The 19,823-nt window shown below is 49.5% G+C and carries 15 protein-coding genes; all 15 read left to right on the top strand.

Annotated elements, in window-relative coordinates:
- Positions 1-21 precede the first annotated feature (21 nt).
- The 15 genes from RDN79_RS11655 (at position 22) to gldN (ending at position 19,720) form a co-directional block, all read left to right on the top strand.
- Positions 22-486 carry a hypothetical protein gene (locus RDN79_RS11655; protein WP_298548592.1) on the top strand — a complete coding sequence of 155 codons (465 nt, stop codon included), beginning with the start codon at positions 22-24 and terminating at the stop codon, positions 484-486.
- 73 nt (positions 487-559) lie between these two features.
- Positions 560-2,320, top strand: a complete 1,761-nt coding sequence (locus RDN79_RS11650) for a DUF6057 family protein (protein WP_298548594.1) — start codon at positions 560-562, stop codon at positions 2,318-2,320.
- The gene (locus RDN79_RS11645) at positions 2,317-3,768 is read left to right on the top strand and encodes a hypothetical protein (RefSeq protein ID WP_298548597.1); all 1,452 of its coding nucleotides are present in this window, start codon (positions 2,317-2,319) and stop codon (positions 3,766-3,768) included. The genes RDN79_RS11650 and RDN79_RS11645 overlap by 4 nt, the downstream gene beginning before the upstream one ends.
- A 4-nt stretch (positions 3,769-3,772) precedes the next feature.
- On the top strand, positions 3,773-5,827 hold the full coding sequence (locus RDN79_RS11640; protein WP_298548600.1) for an alpha-L-fucosidase: 2,055 nt from the start codon (positions 3,773-3,775) through the stop codon (positions 5,825-5,827).
- A gap of 187 nt (positions 5,828-6,014) precedes the next feature.
- On the top strand, positions 6,015-7,112 hold the full coding sequence (locus RDN79_RS11635; RefSeq protein ID WP_298548602.1) for an efflux RND transporter periplasmic adaptor subunit: 1,098 nt from the start codon (positions 6,015-6,017) through the stop codon (positions 7,110-7,112).
- A gap of 9 nt (positions 7,113-7,121) precedes the next feature.
- Positions 7,122-10,157 (top strand): efflux RND transporter permease subunit, encoded by a 3,036-nt coding sequence (locus tag RDN79_RS11630; protein WP_298548604.1) that lies wholly within the window; start codon positions 7,122-7,124, stop codon positions 10,155-10,157.
- Between the two features lie 39 nt (positions 10,158-10,196).
- Positions 10,197-11,516: a TolC family protein gene (locus RDN79_RS11625; protein WP_298548607.1), complete on the top strand. Its 1,320-nt coding sequence runs from the start codon at positions 10,197-10,199 to the stop codon at positions 11,514-11,516.
- 19 nt (positions 11,517-11,535) lie between these two features.
- Complete coding sequence (locus RDN79_RS11620) at positions 11,536-12,327, top strand: O-methyltransferase (protein WP_298548610.1); 792 nt, start codon at positions 11,536-11,538, stop codon at positions 12,325-12,327.
- A gap of 204 nt (positions 12,328-12,531) precedes the next feature.
- Entirely contained in the window at positions 12,532-13,095 is a 564-nt protein-coding gene (locus RDN79_RS11615) for a cob(I)yrinic acid a,c-diamide adenosyltransferase (protein WP_298548613.1), read from the top strand.
- Positions 13,096-13,168: 73 nt separating this feature from the next.
- The gene (locus RDN79_RS11610; RefSeq protein ID WP_005633363.1) at positions 13,169-13,390 is read left to right on the top strand and encodes a DUF2795 domain-containing protein; all 222 of its coding nucleotides are present in this window, start codon (positions 13,169-13,171) and stop codon (positions 13,388-13,390) included.
- A 111-nt stretch (positions 13,391-13,501) separates the two neighbouring features.
- Positions 13,502-14,452, top strand: a complete 951-nt coding sequence (locus RDN79_RS11605; protein WP_298548616.1) for a type IX secretion system membrane protein PorP/SprF — start codon at positions 13,502-13,504, stop codon at positions 14,450-14,452.
- 3 nt (positions 14,453-14,455) lie between these two features.
- Entirely contained in the window at positions 14,456-15,883 is a 1,428-nt protein-coding gene (locus RDN79_RS11600; RefSeq protein ID WP_298548619.1) for an SUMF1/EgtB/PvdO family nonheme iron enzyme, read from the top strand.
- A gap of 52 nt (positions 15,884-15,935) precedes the next feature.
- Entirely contained in the window at positions 15,936-17,006 is a 1,071-nt protein-coding gene (gene gldL, locus RDN79_RS11595) for a gliding motility protein GldL (protein ID WP_298548622.1), read from the top strand.
- Between the two features lie 6 nt (positions 17,007-17,012).
- Positions 17,013-18,581, top strand: coding sequence for a gliding motility protein GldM (gene gldM, locus RDN79_RS11590; RefSeq protein WP_298548625.1), 1,569 nt, complete (start codon positions 17,013-17,015; stop codon positions 18,579-18,581).
- 47 nt (positions 18,582-18,628) lie between these two features.
- Positions 18,629-19,720, top strand: coding sequence for a gliding motility protein GldN (gene gldN, locus RDN79_RS11585; protein ID WP_298548628.1), 1,092 nt, complete (start codon positions 18,629-18,631; stop codon positions 19,718-19,720).
- Positions 19,721-19,823 lie beyond the last annotated feature (103 nt).

Genomic DNA, 19,823 nt, shown 5'->3' with positions numbered 1-19,823 from the left:
ATAAAGCAAAAATCAAGTATTATGAGACGATACTTATTTATTTTAGCTACTCTGTTTGTTTGTGGGACATCTGTTTTTAGTCAAGAAACTAATAGTTTGAAGTCGGTTTTTCAAAACGCATTGAGAGGTTATTTAGATAATATTCCCCAAAGAATGGAAATTAGATTATATGAAAATGAAAGTGCCCCTCTTGAACAGACAGAATTTATAACAAATGTTCTATACAAATTAGTCGTAGAACCTTTATCAAGTCATACTGATTCGAATTTTTATCTATATTGGAAATTGAAAGCATCAAATGGGGAGGTAATAGCTTCTCAAAATTTGTGTTGTGGATTTCATCTTGGGATTTTTGGTATTAGACTTGAACATGAAGGTACTTATGCTGTGGAAGTAACAGTTGAAACATATGATAAATCAGATTCTGTTACTTTAACGACACCAATTGTAGTAAAAGAAAATATTTATTCATACAATGTTCATTGAATAACTAAACTAACCTAATTATCCATTAAAAGGATAATTAGGTTAGTTTTCGTGTAATAGTATTAGTTTGCATATGAAATATAAAGCTCTGATATCCGGACTTATCCTGTTTCTTCTGCAAGTCGCAGTCTTTTATTATGCCTTTTGCTACTTGTTTCCTTTTAAGGAGCAATTGCAAATGTTCCAGTTTACGGGCCAATATGCAGCTATGACGTTGGGACAGGCCGGTGGTGTGGCTCTTTATATTTCAGAGTTTCTTTCCCAGTTTTATGTCGTAATGAGTACAGGGCCTGTTATCGCAGCATTTATTCTGACAGGGATTGCTTTTTTCTCTTCCCTCCTTTTAAAGAAAATATCATTACGAGACGATCTTCCTTTCGTAAGCCTGCTTCCCTGGTTATCCTTATTTATTATGCAATTGGATTATGACTATCAGGAGCAAGGAACGATTGCCTATTTGTTTTTATTGTTTTTTTTATGGCTGTACACCAATCTGAAACCTGGGATTCGGCTGATATACGAGATTTGTATGATCCCTGTTTTATATTGGATTGCCGGGCCGATTGTACATTTATTTGCTCTTTCCGCTTTGTTATTTGAATTCCTGACCAATGGAAGTAAGAAATACGCAAGTTTGGTTTATCTGCTTATAACCATTTTGTCTGCTGTTATCGGGACTTATTTAGGATTCAGCAGGAATTTGAAATTAGCTTTTTTGCCGGATGCTTATTATGATCCGATGTTACATACTTCCCGAATCTATTACTCCTGGTATGCTTTACCGGTTATGATGGTATTGGGCGCTTATTTGAAAAAATGGAAAGAGCCGGCATCTTCAAAGAAAAAATGTATTTGGATCGGGATTCAGTGGGTGGCGATGGGATTCGTCGCTTATCTGGGAATTATACATTGGGGACGATTAGATACGATCGATCATCTCGAACAGGACTATTATATTCGCAATGAAAAGTGGGATAAGGTGATAACGTCGTTTAATCAAACCACTCTGTCTAAACGGCGTATGTGCGGTTTAAACTTGGCGCTTGCGCATAATGGAATACTTTCGGAAAGATTATTGGATTATCCCCAACGCGGTATCGAAACATTGATGCTACGTTGGGATCAGTCGGTATTCACAGCGGAACTGCATAGCGACCTCTACTATTGCATGGGAATTATCAGTACGGCTCAGAAGTTTGCTTTTGAAGCGTTCGTAAGTTCTCACCCCTCCGGTAATCCCCGGATGCTGAAAAGGCTGGTGGAAACCAACCTTATTACGGGAGCTTATCCGACTGCCGAAAAATATATCCGGCTATTGGAAAATACCTGGTATTATAAGGATTGGGCGGCTGCACATCGCTATTTCCTTTATAATGACCAAGCTGTCGAAAGAGATAAGGAATTAGGAGCGAGACGCCGTTGTTGGAAAGCGGAAACGCTTATTCCCGAATTATATACGGACCCGGTCAGCACTTTGATTCATCTGGTTCCTGCTTGTCCGGAAAACAGTGCCGGCTTACAATATTTGACTTCGTTTTTACTGCTGAACAAAGATATAGAGACTTATAAAACCTTGCAGGAAAACCTGTACCGTTCTCCCGCCTGGCGCGATATGACCGAATGCCAGCAGGAGGCAATCGTGATTTGCAGTCCTAATGATCCGCATTTCTGGCTGGAGCACGGGGTGAGCATCAAAGTGAGGAACAAGGCGCTTGCTTTTATGCAGAAGGTACAGGAAGTTTCCCGTTCGGGTCAGAATCCTGCGGTGGCTTTGGCTTCCGAATATGGCAAGACGTATTGGTATTATTATATGTTTAATACGATGGACAAATGAAACAATTGTTTTTCTACATATTCCTGTTGTTGATAGGATGCTCTTCCGACCGGCCGCCAGCCGTCTCCGTGCAAATAGATGAACTTCCGGCCATCTATCCGGATTATACCGGTGTGACTGTGCCGCAATCGATCGCTCCTTTGAATTTTGCCATACGGACGGATGGGAAAGCGTGTGCGGTATTTACGACCGAAGGATATACATTTGCCGTTTACGCCTCCGGCGGAGCCTTTTCCATTCCCGGTGCAGACTGGAAAAAGTTATTAGCTGCGGCAAAAGGCAAACAGGTGGAGGTATCTGTCCTGACAGAAGAAAAGGGGAAATGGAAGGCCTTTCTCCCGTTTCATATCCGGGTTTCCGAAGATCCGGTCGATCCGTATATCGCTTACCGCCTGATCGATCCCGGTTACCAGCTATGGAATGAAATGGGAATCTACCAACGCGAATTATCCTCTTTCGATCAGGAACCGATTCTGGAAAACCGCCTGACGGATAATAATTGCATGAACTGTCATTCGTTTTGCATGCAGGATCCGGATAAAATGCTGTTCCATGTCCGTGCAAAGTATGGCTGCACCGTGTTGGTGGATGGCGACCGGGTGGAAACGCTCGATACGAAAACCGACCAGACGATCTCGGCCCTGGTCTATCCTTCCTGGCATCCTTCCGGAAAGTTTGTTGCTTTTTCCGTCAACAATACGACGCAAGACACGCATCCAGTGCACCGTACGGAAGTATATGACAAGGCATCGGATGTAGTCGTCTACGACGTGGAGAAACAGGAAATTGTCACAACGCAAACTTTGTTCTCGAAAAGCCGTTTTGAAACGTTCCCAACCTTTTCGCCGGATGGGAAGGAGCTTTATTTCTGTTCCGCCCCGGCATTGAAAGTTCCGGGCCAATTGCGCGATCTCCGCTATAGTCTTTGCCGCGTCTCCTTCGATCCTGAAAGTCGAACGTTCGGTTCGGTTGTCGACACGATCTTTCAGGCGGAAACAGAAGGGCGAAGCATCCTGTTCCCCCGTGTCTCCCCGGACGGGAAATATCTGCTCTGTACAACGACTTCCTACGGAACGTTCCCCATCTGGCATAAAGACGCGGATCTGTGTATGTTCGACTTGGACACAGGTGAACAGATCCCGACGGAAGAAGCAAACAGTCCCGATACGGACAGCTATCATTCCTGGTCGTCCAACAGCAAGTGGGTGGTATTCAGCAGCCGTCGCTTGGATGGCTTATACACACGTCCTTTCATCGCACACGTCGGTGAAGGCGGCGTCCTCTCCAAACCGTTCGTCTTACCCCAAAAATCGACGGATTATTATACGTTTCTCACCAAATCGTATAACATCCCGGAGTTTGTCAAGGGCAAAGTGAAAACGGATACATACAAATTTGCTTCTCTGATAAAAGAAGGGAAGAACCGGAAAGTCTCATTTATAAAATAACAACATGAACACAAAGAATCTTTTAATCGCCGGTATGTTTGCCGGGCTGTCCCTTTCCTGCAAGGAAGCGGAGCCGCCTGCACCTGTTTTGCCGGTTCCGACGCCGGAACAGATCGAGTGGCAGAAAATGGAAAATTATGCATTTGTGCATTTCGGGTTGAATACGTTTAATGATTTGGAATGGGGGTACGGAAATACGCCTGCCGAAACATTCAATCCGACAGACCTGGATTGCGAACAATGGGTGCGGATCATCAAGGCAGCCGGCCTGAAAGGGGTGATCCTGACAGCTAAGCATCATGACGGCTTTTGCCTCTGGCCGACAAAAACCGTCGATTATAATATCTCCAACTCTCCTTATAAAAACGGAAAGGGTGATATGGTCCGGGAACTGTCCGATGCCTGCAAAAAGCACGGCTTGAAGTTCGGACTTTATCTCTCTCCCTGGGACCGCCACAATGCCGAATACGGACGGGAAGGATACCAGAAAACCTATCACGAGCAGATCGACGAACTGACTTCCAACTACGGCCCGCTGTTCGAATTCTGGTTTGACGGGGCGAACGGCGGAAACGGCTGGTACGGCGGAACGAACGAAACGCGTTCGATCGATCCGAAAACCTATTATGGCTATGAGGAGGCACGCGAAATGATCAAGTCGAAACATCCGGGAGCGATGATCTTCGGCGGTACGGTTCCCGATATCCGCTGGATCGGCAACGAGTCCGGTTGGGCTGGCGAAACGAACTGGTCGCCTTATTCTCTGGATAAGGAAACCCATTATACTCAGAACCAATGGGGAATGAAAGACGGGAATCTATGGTTGCCCGGAGAATGTGACGTCTCCATTCGTCCGGGGTGGTTCTATCACCATCGTGAAGATCATCAGGTGCGCACCGTTCCGAATCTGGTCGACCTGTATTATCGCAGCGTGGGACATAATGCCAACTTCCTGCTGAACTTCCCTGTGGCATTGAGCGGACAGATTCATCCGGTCGATTCGGCACGTGCCGTCGACTGGTATCATACGATCCTGGCAGAGTTGAAAGACAACCTGTTGGCCGGTGTCAAGCCAAAAGCGAGCGAAACCCGTGGCGGCGCTTATAAGGCGTCGAATGTGACGGATGAGAGTTGGGACTCTTACTGGGCCACTTCCGATGGTGTAACGTCAGGCTCGCTCATTTTTCCGCTGCCGGCAGGTACTTCGCTCAACCGGGTGATGATCCAGGAGTATATCCCGCTCGGACAACGTGTATGCGCCTTTACGATTGAAGTGGAAAAGGATGGCAAATGGCTACCGGTAGAAACTACCGATACGCTTTCGACAGTAGGTTACAAACGTATCGTCCGTTTCAAAACGACCCCGGCTGATGCTTTGCGCATCCATTTCACGGAGGCAAAAGGGCCGTTGTGCATCAATAACGTGGCAGCTTTCCTGGCTCCCCCGCTGTTGGAACAACCGCGTATCATGCGGAATACGAAGAATGAAGTACGCATAGACGTGGAAAGCGAAGGAGCTGATATTTATTATACGACAGACGGAACGGAGCCGACGGCGCAGTCTGCAAAATATGAAGCCCCATTCACACTCGACAAGAAAGGGACTGTCAAGGCGATTACTTACGACGCCCAGTCCGGTAAAACCGGTCCTGTTGCTATTCGCGATTTTGATTTGCCGGCTGCCGACTATAAGGTGGTGAGTCCCGTTGACGAACGGACGAATCTCATGTTTGACGGGAATGGCTATTCTACCTATTATCTGCCCGAAGGCAAGAATGAAATAGCAGTGGAACTGGCTGCACCTCACACGATCAGCGGTTTTATCTATACTCCTAACCAAGGGCGCGACTCGCAGGGGCATATCTCGAACTACCAATTGCTGGTGGACGGCAAAGTCGTAGCTTCCGGTGAATTTTCGAACATCAAGCACAACCCGATCGAACAAGAAATACGCTTTGCGCCTGTCAAAGGCCAAAAATTAGTTTTTAAGGCAACACGCATAGTGGATAACGTAAAACATGTTGGAATTGCTGAGTTTTCCGTTATCACGGAAGACTAAACGATTTTCAACATAATTTGTGTTTGACAGCAAGCGCCTGTGAAGGTCCTTGCTGTCTTTTTTCTACCGGATTAAAATAAAAATTTGTTTTTTATTAAACCTTTTTGCTCCTAATTCGTCTATAATTCCGCGTACTTGTATATATTTACGTGTCGATAAGTGTTTTTAAGTAGAATACCTGGAAAATATGACGAAGAGAGTGAAGTGGAGCGTGACGGCCGCAATTGTTCTGATGATTGCCGGAATGATCGCTTACCCGCAGATTAAAAGCCGTATGAAAGCATCCAAAGATGCTGCCGAAATGGTTCCGCCAGCCGGAAGCCAAGTTCGGAAACAAGTGTTGAATATTAATGCGGAAGTACTGAAATATCAGTCCCTTACCGATAAGACCATTGTAACCGGCAGCACGATCCCGGATGAGGAGGTAGACCTCTCGTTCGAATCGTCGGGCAAGATCGTGGCCATCTATTTTACGGAAGGAACGCATGTGAAAGCCGGTGACCTGCTTGCCAAGATCAACGACAAGCCGCTGCAGGCGGAACTGAAAAAGTTAGAGGCGCAGGTGCCGCTGGCAAAGGATCGCGTGTATCGCCAGCATACGCTTTTGGAAAAAGATGCAGTCAGCCAGGAAGCCTATGAACAGGTGGCGACCGAATATGAAAAACTGATGGCGGATATCGAACTGGTAAAAGCCAATATCGCCCAGACCGAACTCCGGGCACCGTTCGACGGGATCATCGGCCTCCGAAATGTCAGTGAAGGCGCCTATGCCTCTCCTTCGACCGTGATCACCAAACTGACAAAGATCTCTCCTCTGAAAATCGAGTTCTCCGTCCCCGAACGCTACTCAGCGGATATAAAGGACGGTACGCCGATCGTGTTCAGGATGAACTCGTCTGTCGGCATGATGCAGGACTACAAAGCGACCGTTTATGCCGTGGAAAGCAAAATCGACGAGGCGACCCGCTCGCTGAAAGTGCGTGCGACCTATCCGAACCGGGACGAATCGATCGTGCCGGGACGTTATACCTCTGTCGAAATTACCCGTCGTGAGATCAAAGAGGCACTGGCGATCCCCAGCGAGGCATTGATCCCGGAGATGGGAAAGAATATCGTCTACCTATATAAGAACGGGGTAGCGGAACCTGCCGAGATCATTCTGGGACTTCGCACGGAGAGCCAGGTGCAGGTCTTGAAAGGACTGAGCGTGGGTGATACGGTGATCACTTCCGGCGTGATGCAGCTTCGGACGGGGATGAAAGTGTCGATTGATAACCTGAAGTAACGAAGCAGTATGGCGAATATTTCTGAAATAAGTATAAAAAGGCCGGTACTGTCGACCGTGATGATGCTGATCCTCCTGTTGTTCGGGATGATCGGCTATAAATTCCTGGGGGTTCGTGAGTTTCCGAGCGTGGACAATCCGATTATTTCGGTGAACGTATCTTATCCGGGTGCCAATGCCGAGGTAATCATGAACCAGATTACGGAACCGCTCGAACAGAATATCAACGGTATTCCGGGGATTCGTTCATTAAGCAGCGTCAGCAGCCAGGGAAGTTGCCGTATTACGGTAGAGTTCGAACTGTCCGTCGATCTGGAAACGGCGGCAAACGACGTGCGCGACAAGGTTTCGCGTGCCCAGCGGTATCTGCCTCGCGACTGTGACCCTCCGACCGTGTCGAAGGCGGATGCCGACGCGACCCCGATCATGCAGATCGGTATCCGAAGCAGCAAGCGTTCGTTGATGGAGCTGAGCGAGATTGCCGAACTGACGGTGAAGGAGCGGCTTCAGACCATTCCGAACGTGAGTGGCGTGGATATCTGGGGACAGAAGCGCTACTCCATGCGTTTGTGGCTCGATCCGATCAAGATGGCCGGTTATGGCGTTACTCCCTTGGATGTGAAGAACGCGGTGGATGCCGAGAACGTGGAACTTCCTTCCGGCAGTATCGAAGGAAATACGATCGATTTGTCTATCCGTACGTTAGGACTGATGCACACGGCAACAGAGTTCAATGATTTGATTATCAAACGGGACGGCGCAAACATCATCCGTTTCCAAGACGTAGGACGCGCCGAGGTGAGTCCGGAGGATTTGCGAAGTGTGATGCGCAAGAACGGCGAACCGATGGTCATCGACGTCATCATTCCGCAGCCGGGTGCTAACCAGATCGAGATTGCCGATGAGGCCTACAAGCGTATCGAGCAACTGAAGAAAGACTTGCCGGAAGACGTGACAGTCGAGATGGTGTACGATAATACCCGTTTTATCCGTGCCTCGATCAAGGAGGTGGAAGAGACCATTTATGTGGCTTTCCTGCTTGTCGTGTTGATCATCTTCCTGTTCCTCCGCGACTGGCGTGTGACGATGGTCCCGGTGGTGGTAATTCCGGTGTCGCTCGTGGGAGCTTTCTTCGTGATGTATATCTCCGGCTTCTCCATCAATGTGCTGACGATGTTGGCGGTAGTGCTTTCGGTCGGATTGGTGGTGGATGATGCGATTGTGATGGCGGAAAACATCTATGTCCGCATCGAGCAGGGAATGGAACCGAAAGAGGCGGGTATAGAGGGGTCGAAAGAGATCTTCTTCGCCGTCGTGTCTACGACGGTGACATTGGTGTCCGTATTCCTTCCGATTGTCTTTATGGAAGGGATGACAGGGCGTTTGTTCAAGGAATTCAGCATTGTGATCGCCGGTTCGGTGACGATTTCTTCTTTTGTAGCGTTGACTTTTACGCCGATGCTGGCGACTAAACTATTGAAGAAACGTGAAAGCAAAGGATGGTTGTATGTGAAGACCGAACCTTTCTTCGAAGGCATGAATACGATCTATGCAAAATCCCTGAATGCATTCCTGGACCATAAGTGGTGGTCCATACCGGTTGTCGCGATCTTGTTCGGCTCCATCGGCTATTTCTGGCGGACCATCCGTACCGAACTGTCCCCGTTAGAAGACCGTTCTTCCATCTCTATCCGCATATCGGCCCAGGAAGGTGCTACCTTCGAGTTTATCCGTAATTTCACGGATCAGATTGCAGCGATGGCGGACACGTTGGCTCCGGAGCGACAGGCCTTGACAGTACGCGCGAATAACAGCATGGGATTCATAACCGTTCTGCTTCCCGACATCAAGGAACGTGAACGTTCGCAGATGGAGATCGCCGATGTCCTCTCCAAACATGTGCGCGGCAAGACGGAAGCACGTGCTTTCGTCCAGCAACAGTCCACTTTCGGCGGACGTCGCGGGGGAATGCCTGTGCAGTATGTCTTGCAGGCGACAAGCCTGGAGAAACTGCAAGAGTTTCTGCCCGCTTTCATGCAGAAAGTGAACGAAAGCCCGGTGTTCCAGATGGCGGACGTGAACCTGAAGTTTACAAAGCCTGAAGCCCGTATCGAGATCAACCGCGACAAGGCTTCCTCATTGGGCGTCAGCACCCGTACGATCGCACAGACGTTGCAGTACGCGTTGAGCGGCCAGCGTATGGGATATTTCTACATGAACGGGAAACAGTATCAGATATTGGGTGAGATCAACCGCCAGCAACGCAACACGCCGTTGGACTTGAAATCCATTTATGTCCGCAGCGATGCCGGGGAGATGATCCAGCTGGATAACCTCGTCACGTTGAAAGAGGACGTCGCGCCGCCCCAGCTGTACCGTTACAACCGCTTTGTGTCGGCGACGGTTTCCAGCGGCCTCAACAAAGGTTATACGATCGGCGACGGCCTGGACGAGATGGACCGTATCGCCGCGGAAACGTTGGACAACAGTTTCCGTACGGCTCTGTCGGGCGAATCGAAAGAGTTCCGCGAAAGCTCGTCCAGCCTGATGTTTGCCATGATCCTGGCGCTGTTTATGATCTATCTGGTCTTAGCGGCGCAGTTCGAGAGTTTCAAAGACCCGTTGGTCGTGATGTTCACGGTTCCGTTGGCTATCGCGGGGGCGTTGATCTTTATGAGTTATTCGGGTGTGACCATGAATATATTCAGCCAGATCGGTATCATCATGCTGATCGGCCTGGTGGCGAAGAACGGTATCCTGATCGTGGAGTTTGCCAATCAGCGCCAGGAAGCCGGCCAAAAAATGGCGGAAGCGATCCGTTCGGCTGCCACGCAGCGCCTGCGTCCGATCCTAATGACCAGTATTTCAACGATCCTCGGACTGGTTCCGCTGGTATATGCATCGGGCGAAGGGGCACAGGGACGCATTGCGATGGGTATCGCCGTAGTGGGCGGTATGATCGTTTCGACATTCCTGACGTTGTTCATCGTCCCGGCGATGTATAGCTTTATCTCGACGGACAGGCAATCGAAAATTAAAAATTAAAAATTAAGAATTAAGAATTAAAAAATAAGGCGATTGAGGATGAAGAGGTTTCTTTTATTAATATGTATAGCATTTGCGGTCGTTCCGGCCGGTGCGCAACGGGTATTCAGCCTGGACGACTGCATCCGGACCGGATTGGAGCATAATTACTCCATCCGCATCATCCGCAACGAACAACAGGTCAGCGCGAACAATGCGACCCCCGGCAATGCCGGCTATTTGCCGACAGTCGATCTGAGCGGCGGTTTCAGCGGGACGCTTACCGATACCAATAATAAGTTGTCCGACGGAACGACCGAGAAAACGAACGGTGTCAACAACGAGACGGCAGATATCGGCCTGAACGTGAACTGGACCGTCTTCGACGGATTGGGCATACAGGCCACTTACGACAAACTCAGAGAATTGCAGAACTTAGGCGAACTGAACACCCGCCTGACGATCGAGGACTTCGTTGCCGACCTTTCGAGCGAATACTACAACCTGATCCGCCAGAAGATCCGCCTGCGCAACCTCCGTTCCACGCTCGAACTGTCCCGCGAACGCCTGCGCATCGTGGAAGAGCGGTATTATATCGGCTCGATGTCCCGCCTGGACCTCCAGCAGGCACAGGTCGACTTCAATGCCGACAGTTCGAATGTCCTGAACCAGTTGGAACAAGTGCATACTTCCCGTATCCGCCTGAACCGGCTGATGGCTTTGGAAGATGTAGAGGAACAGATACGGATCAAAGACTCCCTGATTACCCCCAACCCGTTCTTAGACGAGGTGGAACTCTGGAAGAGCACGCTTGCCTCCAATTCATCTCTGCTGATCGCCAAGAAGAACCAGGTGATTTCCGAACTGGACTATAAAAAGATAAAAAGCCGTAACTACCCGTATGTCAAGTTGAATGCCGGATACGGCTATACGACGAACTGGTACGAGGTGGGAACGACCGACCTCCAGCGCCGCCTCGGACTCAATTACGGGGTGACGGTCGGCATCAACGTGTTCGACGGTTTCAACCGCAAACGCGAACAGCGGAATGCGCGGATACAGATTCAGAACCAGGAATTACGTATGCAGGAACTGGAACTGGGGCTGCGGGCCGATATGAGCAATTTCTGGATGGCCTATCGCAACAACCTGGATTTATGGAGCCTGGAAAAAGAGAATTTGGTCGCGGCACAGGAGAATTACCGGATTGCGATCGACCGCTATAAACTGGGTGACCTGTCCGGTATCGAACTGCGTGAAGCCCAGAACAGCCTGCTGGAAGCAGAAGAGCGCCAGTCCATCGCCGAATATTCCACCAAGATATGCGAAATATCCCTTTTGCAGCTTAGCGGAAAAATCATGGACATGTTTCATGATTAAAACAATAAAAAGTTAGGATATGCAGATCATTCCCAAAGCTAATACACTAAGAAAAGGCGTACTTTTATACCGGGGCATCCGTTACCGCAAAGGCTTCGGGGTTCACTCCCCCTTCGTTTTCAACCTGATCACGAAAGTGATCGAGGAGCGTTGCCAATACTATAGCTTCTATGACATCGAACTGATCCGTAAGCAGCTGCTTTTCCAGAATGGCGAGATCACTTATCCCGACCGCCGGCAAAAGGGGAAGATGCGTCGCCGCACGATCGGCCGGATTGTCGAACGCGAAGCGATCCGTCCCAAGCACGGCGCCTTGCTTTTTCGTCTTGCCAACTATTTCAAATCGAAGCATATCCTTCAGATTGGCCCCTCTATGGGCCTGTCTACCTTGTATCTGACTTCATATGCATCCGATCTGAAATGTATCGCGCTGGAAAACGTCCCGGAGTTTGCCTCCATCGCCCGTATCGCTTTCGACAAAGCCGCCCGTAACCCGGTCGACCTTCGTGTCGGAGAATATAAGGACTTACTACCGAAAGCCTTGAAAGACATGGAGCGACTCGATTTTGTCTTTTTCAATACCCTCTATGAGCAGCAAAACAATAGCTGGCTGTTTGAAACCTGTCTGAAACATGTGCACGGCGATACGGTCTTTGTCTTCGAAGGTATCAAAGCCAGCCGCAAGATGCGCGAGTTCTGGCAGGAAGTATGCGCCCATCCCGAAGTAACGGTGACGATCGACCTGTATTCAATGGGAATCGTGTTTTTCAACAAGAGGCTGCATAAGAGGGATTATATTGTTTATTTCTGACTTTTTATCCGGATACAAGCGAAATGTAATACAGATATATCCATCAATCGGAATAACATGTTAAACCTGACAATTCGCTTTTTCCATCAAAATAAATAATCCGAATCCTTGCACAAATCCCGGAATCTGACGAATATTGTACTCCTTTTTGCAACATCCGGCAAGGATGTGCGATTATATAATAAAACGATAAGTTATTGTCATATGAAAAAGAGCATTATATACACAGGGACCGGCGACAAGGGAACTACTTCCCTGGTTGGCGGCGAACGGGTGTCGAAAGCGCACCAACGCATCGAGAGTTATGGTACGGTCGACGAGCTGAACTCGTTTATCGGGTTGTTGATCACTTCGCTCGAAGAGAAAGCGGATCAAGATTTCCTGCTGTTTGTCCAGCATAAGTTGTTCACGATCGGTTCCTACCTGGCGACCGACCAGGAAAACACGGAACTGAAAGTAGAAAGCAAGGTGATGCCGGAAACGATCACCCGTATCGAAAGGGAAATAGACCGCCTGGATAACGAATTGCCCAAGATGCGCAACTTCGTTTTGCCGGGAGGAAGCCGTTCGGCCTCTTTGGCGCATGTGTGCCGGACGATCTGCCGGCGTGCCGAACGACAGATCTACCGTTTGGCGGAGACGATCCCCGTTGAAGAGCCTGTCCTGGTTTTCATGAACAGACTGTCTGATTATCTGTTTGTTCTGGCACGTAAGGAATGCATACGGAATAATGGCAAAGAAATTATCTGGGATTATACTTGCATCTAAAGAATATTGTCTTATTTTTGCGGAAAATTTGAGAACCCGACCGCCGCAAGGTGGTTATTAATACTTGACAGCTATGTATTGGACATTAGAGTTAGCTTCAAAACTGGAAGACGCACCCTGGCCTGCAACCAAGGATGAATTGATTGACTATGCACAACGTTCTGGTGCGCCACTGGAAGTGATTGAGAATTTGCAGGAAATGGAAGACGAAGGCGAGATTTATGAATGCATGGAAGATATCTGGCCCGACTATCCAAGTAAAGAAGACTTTTTCTTCAACGAAGAAGAATATTAATGTGCGATAAAAACGTACAGGCATGAAATAATAACGAGGTGGCAGGGCTATGTCCCGCCGCCTCGTTTGCTTTTTATACAATTTATTCGGATTTATTCCGTTTCTTGATATATGAACAAATATCTCCTGCTTATTATCCTTTTGGTAACCGGCCTCACGGGAGCGCGGGCGCAATACGACTCGCAGCTGAGCCAGTATTTCATGGCATTGAGTTATTATAATCCGGCGTATGCGGGTGTTGCGGGAGATTTGAATATGTTGGCGCTGTCCCGTTTGCAATATGTCGGGATCGACGGGGCGCCGACTTCCTTCTTCATCAATGCGGATATGCCGCTGAAGATCGGGAAAACCAATCATGGCGTCGGGCTGGTCGTCTTTACCGAAGGGATCGGGCTTTTCGTCAATACACATGTCAATTTGCAATATGCCTATAAGCAGAAACTGTTTGGCGGCACGCTCAGTATCGGAATGCAGTTCGGAGTGGTAAACCAGTCGTTCGACGGAGAAAAGGTCTTTTATCCGACCAGCCAGTTCCATCAACAGGAAGACCAGGCGATTCCACAGACGCAGACAAGCGGAATGGGCTTCGACATGAATGCCGGACTTTACTATCAACGCAAGAATCTCTATGCCGGTTTGGGCGTCACGCACTTAAACAAGACAGAGATCTCATTGGACGATTATTCTTCCATGTATCTTGCCAGTACATATAATTTGATAGCCGGATACAATATTCAGTTTCGGAACCCGTTGTATGAATTACAGCCGTCTGTATTCTTGAAAACAGACATGCAGAGTTTTCAGGCGGACATAACGGCCCGGCTGTTTTATAATAAGATGTTTAACGGAGGTTTTTCCTGGCGTGTGAATGAGTCGCTGATCCTGTTGTTAGGAGCCAAGATCGGGAGTTTCCAGGTAGGATATGCGTATGATTTTCCGATCTCTACCATACCCATCTTGAAAGCCACGAGTGGAAGCCACGAGCTGGTAGTGAGCTACAAGTTGAAGTTGAAAAAATCGAAGTCAGGAAAGAATAGACACAAAAGTGTACGTATATTATAGTATATGAAAAAAGTATTGTTAGTACTTGCGGCAGTAGCCCTGTTTACCTCATGTGGCAAAACCCTTTCCGGTGGCGGGGGCGAAGTGACGGGGGTACGCTCGGTTGCGTTTAACGAACCTGCCCCTTACGGGATGGTTCTGATCAAAAGAGGCTCATTCGAGATGGGACCCGCTGATAAGGATTCCTTGTGGGGGATCAATCCGGAAACGAAAGGCGTCTCTTTCGATGCTTTCTGGATGGACGAGACAGAGGTGACGAATGCCAAATACCGCCAGTTCGTGTATTGGGTGCGCGATTCCATTATCCGCGAACGCCTGGCCGATCCGGCTTATGGCGGCAACGACCTGTTTAAGATTACCGAAGACAAATATGGCGAACCGGTAACCCCGCATCTGGACTGGAGCCGCCCGATTCCCTGGAAACGCGCCAATGAAGACGAGGTCCGGGCGATCGAAAGCGTCTATACCGTAAATCCGGTGACAGGCGAAAAGACGCTGGACCCGAAACAGATGGTCTATCGTTACGAATGGTACGACTATACGTCGGCAGCCCTTCGCAAACATAACCTGGATCCGGCAGCCCGCGTGCGTAACACCGATATCCAGGTCGATCCTAACGAAGTGATCATGATATCCAAAGATACGGCCTACATCACCGAGGAAGGCGAGATCGTGAACGAAACCATCACGCGCCGGCTTAGCGGGCCGTGGGATTTCCTTCATACCCGCATCGTGAATATCTATCCGGACGAAAGCTGCTGGGTGAACGACTTCAACAATGCCTATAACGAGCCCTATATGCGTATGTACTTCTCGCATCCGGGCTATGACGATTATCCTGTGGTAGGTGTTTCCTGGGAACAGGCGACCGCGTTCTGCGTATGGCGCACGAACCTTTTCAAGGAATCTCTGAACTTCCCCAGCGGACAGGCCATCGAACCGTTCCGCCTGCCGACCGAAGGCGAATGGGAATATGCGGCCCGTACAGGCAAGAACGAAAACAAATATCCGTGGGCCGGCGATGAACTGGTGAGCGGAAAAGGTTGCTTCTTAGGCAACTTCAAGCCGGGCAAGGGTAACTATACGGAAGACGGTCACCTGATCACTTCGCGTGTCGGTTCTTTCGCCCCGAACGAATTCGGCCTCTATGACATGGCCGGAAACGTGGCGGAATGGACATCGACCTCTTATTCCGAATCCGGACCAAGCCAGATGAGCGACATGAATCCGGACTTGCGCTACAATGCCGCGAAGGAAGACCCGTACGCAATGAAGAAGAAAGTCGTACGCGGCGGTTCCTGGAAAGACGTGGCACAGTTTATCCGTTCGGATATGCGCACCTTCGAATACCAGAACGAAACCCGTTCATACATCGGTTTCCGTTGCGCCCGTACACAAATCGGTTTTTCGAGAGCAAAAGGTAAAAAATAACGCAGGGATAGGGTTCTCCCGTCCTCTCTAATTAACGAATATACATCATATTATGGGAAAATATAGAAGATATAAAAACAGAGTGGAAATGTACCTCGCCAGTGAAAAAGGCAAGCGGGTACTGAATTTCTGTTATAGCTGGGGTGCCTCCATCGTCATTATCGGTGCCTTGTTCAAATTGTTGCACTTGCCGTATGGTAACCAGATCCTGTTTGTGGCCATGACGGTCGAAGCATTGGTATTCTTTATCTCTGCATTTGAGAAACCGTTCAACGAATATCACTGGGAAGAAGTGTTCCCGGTCTTGAAATCGAAGAATCCGCTCGACCGTCCGGATTTCGCCAATACGCCTATGTCCAGCCTGGTCAATTCGCCAGAGAACACAGCCGACGATGAGGTCGCTGGCGGTTTGAACTTCAACTTAGGCGGCAAACAGGCTGCCGGATTGGGTAATCTCGGCCTGGATGTGAGCGAAGAAGATACGAAAAACCTTTCCGACAGTATCAAGAAACTGAGCGGTGCAGCCGAACAAATCTCCAAGATGGCGGAACTGACGGAAGCGACGCAGAAATATCTGGAACAGCTTTCGGGCATGTCCGAACACATGGAACGTTTCAGCCAGGTGACCAACTCGCTGACCGACGTTTCCGACACGCTCTTGAACTCGTACAAGAGCATTACGGATAATTCCGATGGCATCAACCAGAATTCGCGCGGCTACGTGCAGCAGATGGAAATGCTGAACCGCAACATTTCGGGCTTGAACACGATCTACGAAATACAGTTGAAGAGCATCAGCTCGCAGATCGAATCGATCGAACATATCAACGGCGGCCTGAACCGCATTCGCGAAATGTACGACGGTTCCGTGGTCGACAGTTCCGTGTTCCGCAACGAAACGGAAAAGATGACACGCCAGCTGGCCGAATTGAACCAGGTCTACAGCCGCCTGTTGCAGGCCATGACGGTCAATATGGGGTATCAGCAACCTGCACAACCGCAGCAGCCTGTTTACCAACAGCAGCAACCGCAGCCCGCACAGCCGCAGCATTACCAGCAGCCCTATCAGCAGCCCTACGGATATCAGCAGCAGGCTCCCTATACAAACAACCCAATGAAGTAACCGGATATGGCAGGAATAGCAAATAATCCCAATTCGCCCCGTCAGAAGATGATCAACCTGATGTATCTGGTGTTCATCGCCATGATGGCACTCAATGTGTCGTCGGAGGTACTTGACGGTTTCGAACTGGTGGAAGGCAGCTTGCGGACTTCTATCGATAATACCTCGACCCGTAATGAGATCGTTACGGAGGAATTGGAGGCTTATTATCAGACAAACCCTGAAAAAGTACGTGAATGGTACGAGAAGGGGAACAAGGTGAAGCAGGCCTCCGACAGCCTATACAATTATGTGCAGGATCTGAAAGTGCGTATTGCGCAGATTGCCGACGGCAAGGATGCCGATGTCAACAATATCGATCATAAGGACGACCTCGAAGCGGCTTCCCGCGTGATGTTGTCTCCCGTTTCGGGCGAAGGCAAGAAATTACGCCAGAGCATCGAAAAATACCGGACGCTGATGGGCGAGATGGTGGAAGACTCGGCCAAGACGCGCATCATCGAAGCCAGCCTCTCGACGACACCGCCTCACAAGGCCGGTATCAATACCCGCACCTGGGAGGAAGCCCTGTTTGAAAGTATGCCGGTGGCGGCAGCCGTTACCTTGTTGACGAAATTGCAAAGCGATATCCGCTACGCCGAAGGTGAAGTGTTGTCGAACCTGCTGAGCAGTGTCGACATGCGCGACTATCGTGTAAACCAGATCACGGCACAGGTGATCCCGGAAAGCCAGATCGTCATGCGTGGCAGCCAGTACAAGGCCAATATCGTCCTATCGGCTGTCGACTCGACGAAACGTCCGACCGTTTATGTGAACGGCAAGGAATTGCCATACGATGCAAACGGCATGTTTACGGCTGTAGCCGGTACTCCGGGCACTTATCCGGTCAAAGGATATATAGAAATGCCGGGTAGCGACGGCAGCGTGATGCGCCGCGAGTTCGAAAGCGAGTATTTCGTGACGGAACCGAGTGCGACGGTCGCCCCGATGTTGATGAATGTGTTGTATGCCGGAATCGCCAACCCGATCCGTATTGCCGTGCCGGGTGTGCCGAGCGGTAACGTGACGGCGACCATGACAAACGGGACATTGGTCCGCAAAGGCGACCAGTGGGAAGCCCGTCCCGCTACGGTCGGAACAGACGCCATCGTTTCCGTCCATGCTAAAATGGCGGATGGACGTAGCGTCGAGATGGCGAAAACGACATTCCGCGTACGTGCCCTGCCCGACCCGATGCCTTTTATCGAATATAAGGATCAGAACGGTAATATGCGCAAGTTCCGTGGCGGCCAGTTCTCCAAACGCAATTTGGTGGAAGCCGACGGCATCCAGGCTGCTATCGACGACGACCTGCTGAACGTGCCGTTCAAGGTATTGAGTTTCGAACTGACTTTCTACGATTCGATGGGCAACATCATTCCGGAAGTCACGCAAGGCAACCAGTTCTCACAGCGCCAGAAAGATTATATCCGCCGTCTGGCAAGAGGCAAACGCTTCTACATCACCCATGTGAAAGTGTTAGGCCCGGACAACAAGGAACGTATCATTCCGACCGTCGAAGTAATCGTCAATTAACATAACGTAGGGACGAGGTCTGCTCGTCCCGTAATGTATAAAGATATATGAAACGTTTATATTACATAGCAACCCTCGCCATCGCCCTGTTCGCTTCCTACCCCATGCAGGCGCAGGAAGAGGCCGGCAATACAGAGCAGCAGCAACAAAGACGCCGTGGTCCCGTATCGAGCCGTGGCGCCCGTGAAGAAGATAAAAAAGAGAACGGCATGCCCGAACTGACCGTCCGTGCCCAAGATATGAACGAGCGGATGACGCAGCATATCGGCAATGCCCGCTGGATGCGTGTCATCTACCGCCAGATCGACCTGACGAAAGAACAGAATGCTCCTCTCTATTATCCCACCCAACCGATGAACGGACAGATGAACCTGTTCTCGATCATCTTCCAGCTGGTATGCGAGGGCAAGCTGTCCGCTTATGAATATCTGGACGGTTACGAGGATTTCAGCGACAACCGTAAGCTCGACTTGAAAGTCATGCTGGACCGCTGCCGCATCTTCTATGAAGAGACGCCGGGCAAAGACAACGAGCCCGCCGGTTTTGTCGTGAACGAAAGCGATATTCCTTCCGGCGATGTCCGCTCCTATTATATAAAGGAAGCCTGGTATTTCGACCAGAACAACTCCGTATTCGATGTCAAGACACTGGCAATCTGCCCGATCCTGACGATCGTGGACGATATGGGACAGAACACCATGCCGATGTTCTGGATCCCTTATGAAAACCTGCGTCCCTATATCAATACCGCCTACATCATGACGTCCAACATCAACAACGCCATGACCTTCACGCTCGACGACTATTTCCGTCGCCGGATGTTCGAGGGCGATATCTTCAAGACGCAGAACCTGATGAACCAGCCTCTTCAAGCCTACTGTCCGACACCCGATTCGATGAAACGCGAACAGGAACGTATCGAGAACCAGTTGGTCACGTTCGAGAAATCCCTCTATCTGCAACCGGATACAGCCCAGTTGGCTGCTGACACAAAAGGCAAGAAATCCAAAAGTGCAACCGTCTCCGCCCGTGGTAAAAAGACGGAAGCCGTAAAAGAAAACAAACAGAAAGAGGCCAAAGTCAAGGCTCCGAAAGCCCAGAAAAGCTCCCCGGTCCGCAGCGTACGCCGCCGTCGGTAAAAGCTTTTCCTAATCATATATAAAGAAAGTGTGTCAAAACACCTACATCACGATCTTTTAGGCACGGATTTCACGGAAAACACGGAAAGAAAATAAACTCATC

Origin of the sequence: uncultured Parabacteroides sp., from assembly GCF_902493135.1 — a bacterium.
Classification (GTDB): domain Bacteria; phylum Bacteroidota; class Bacteroidia; order Bacteroidales; family Tannerellaceae; genus Parabacteroides.
This window is presented reverse-complemented; position numbering and strand designations above follow the sequence as displayed.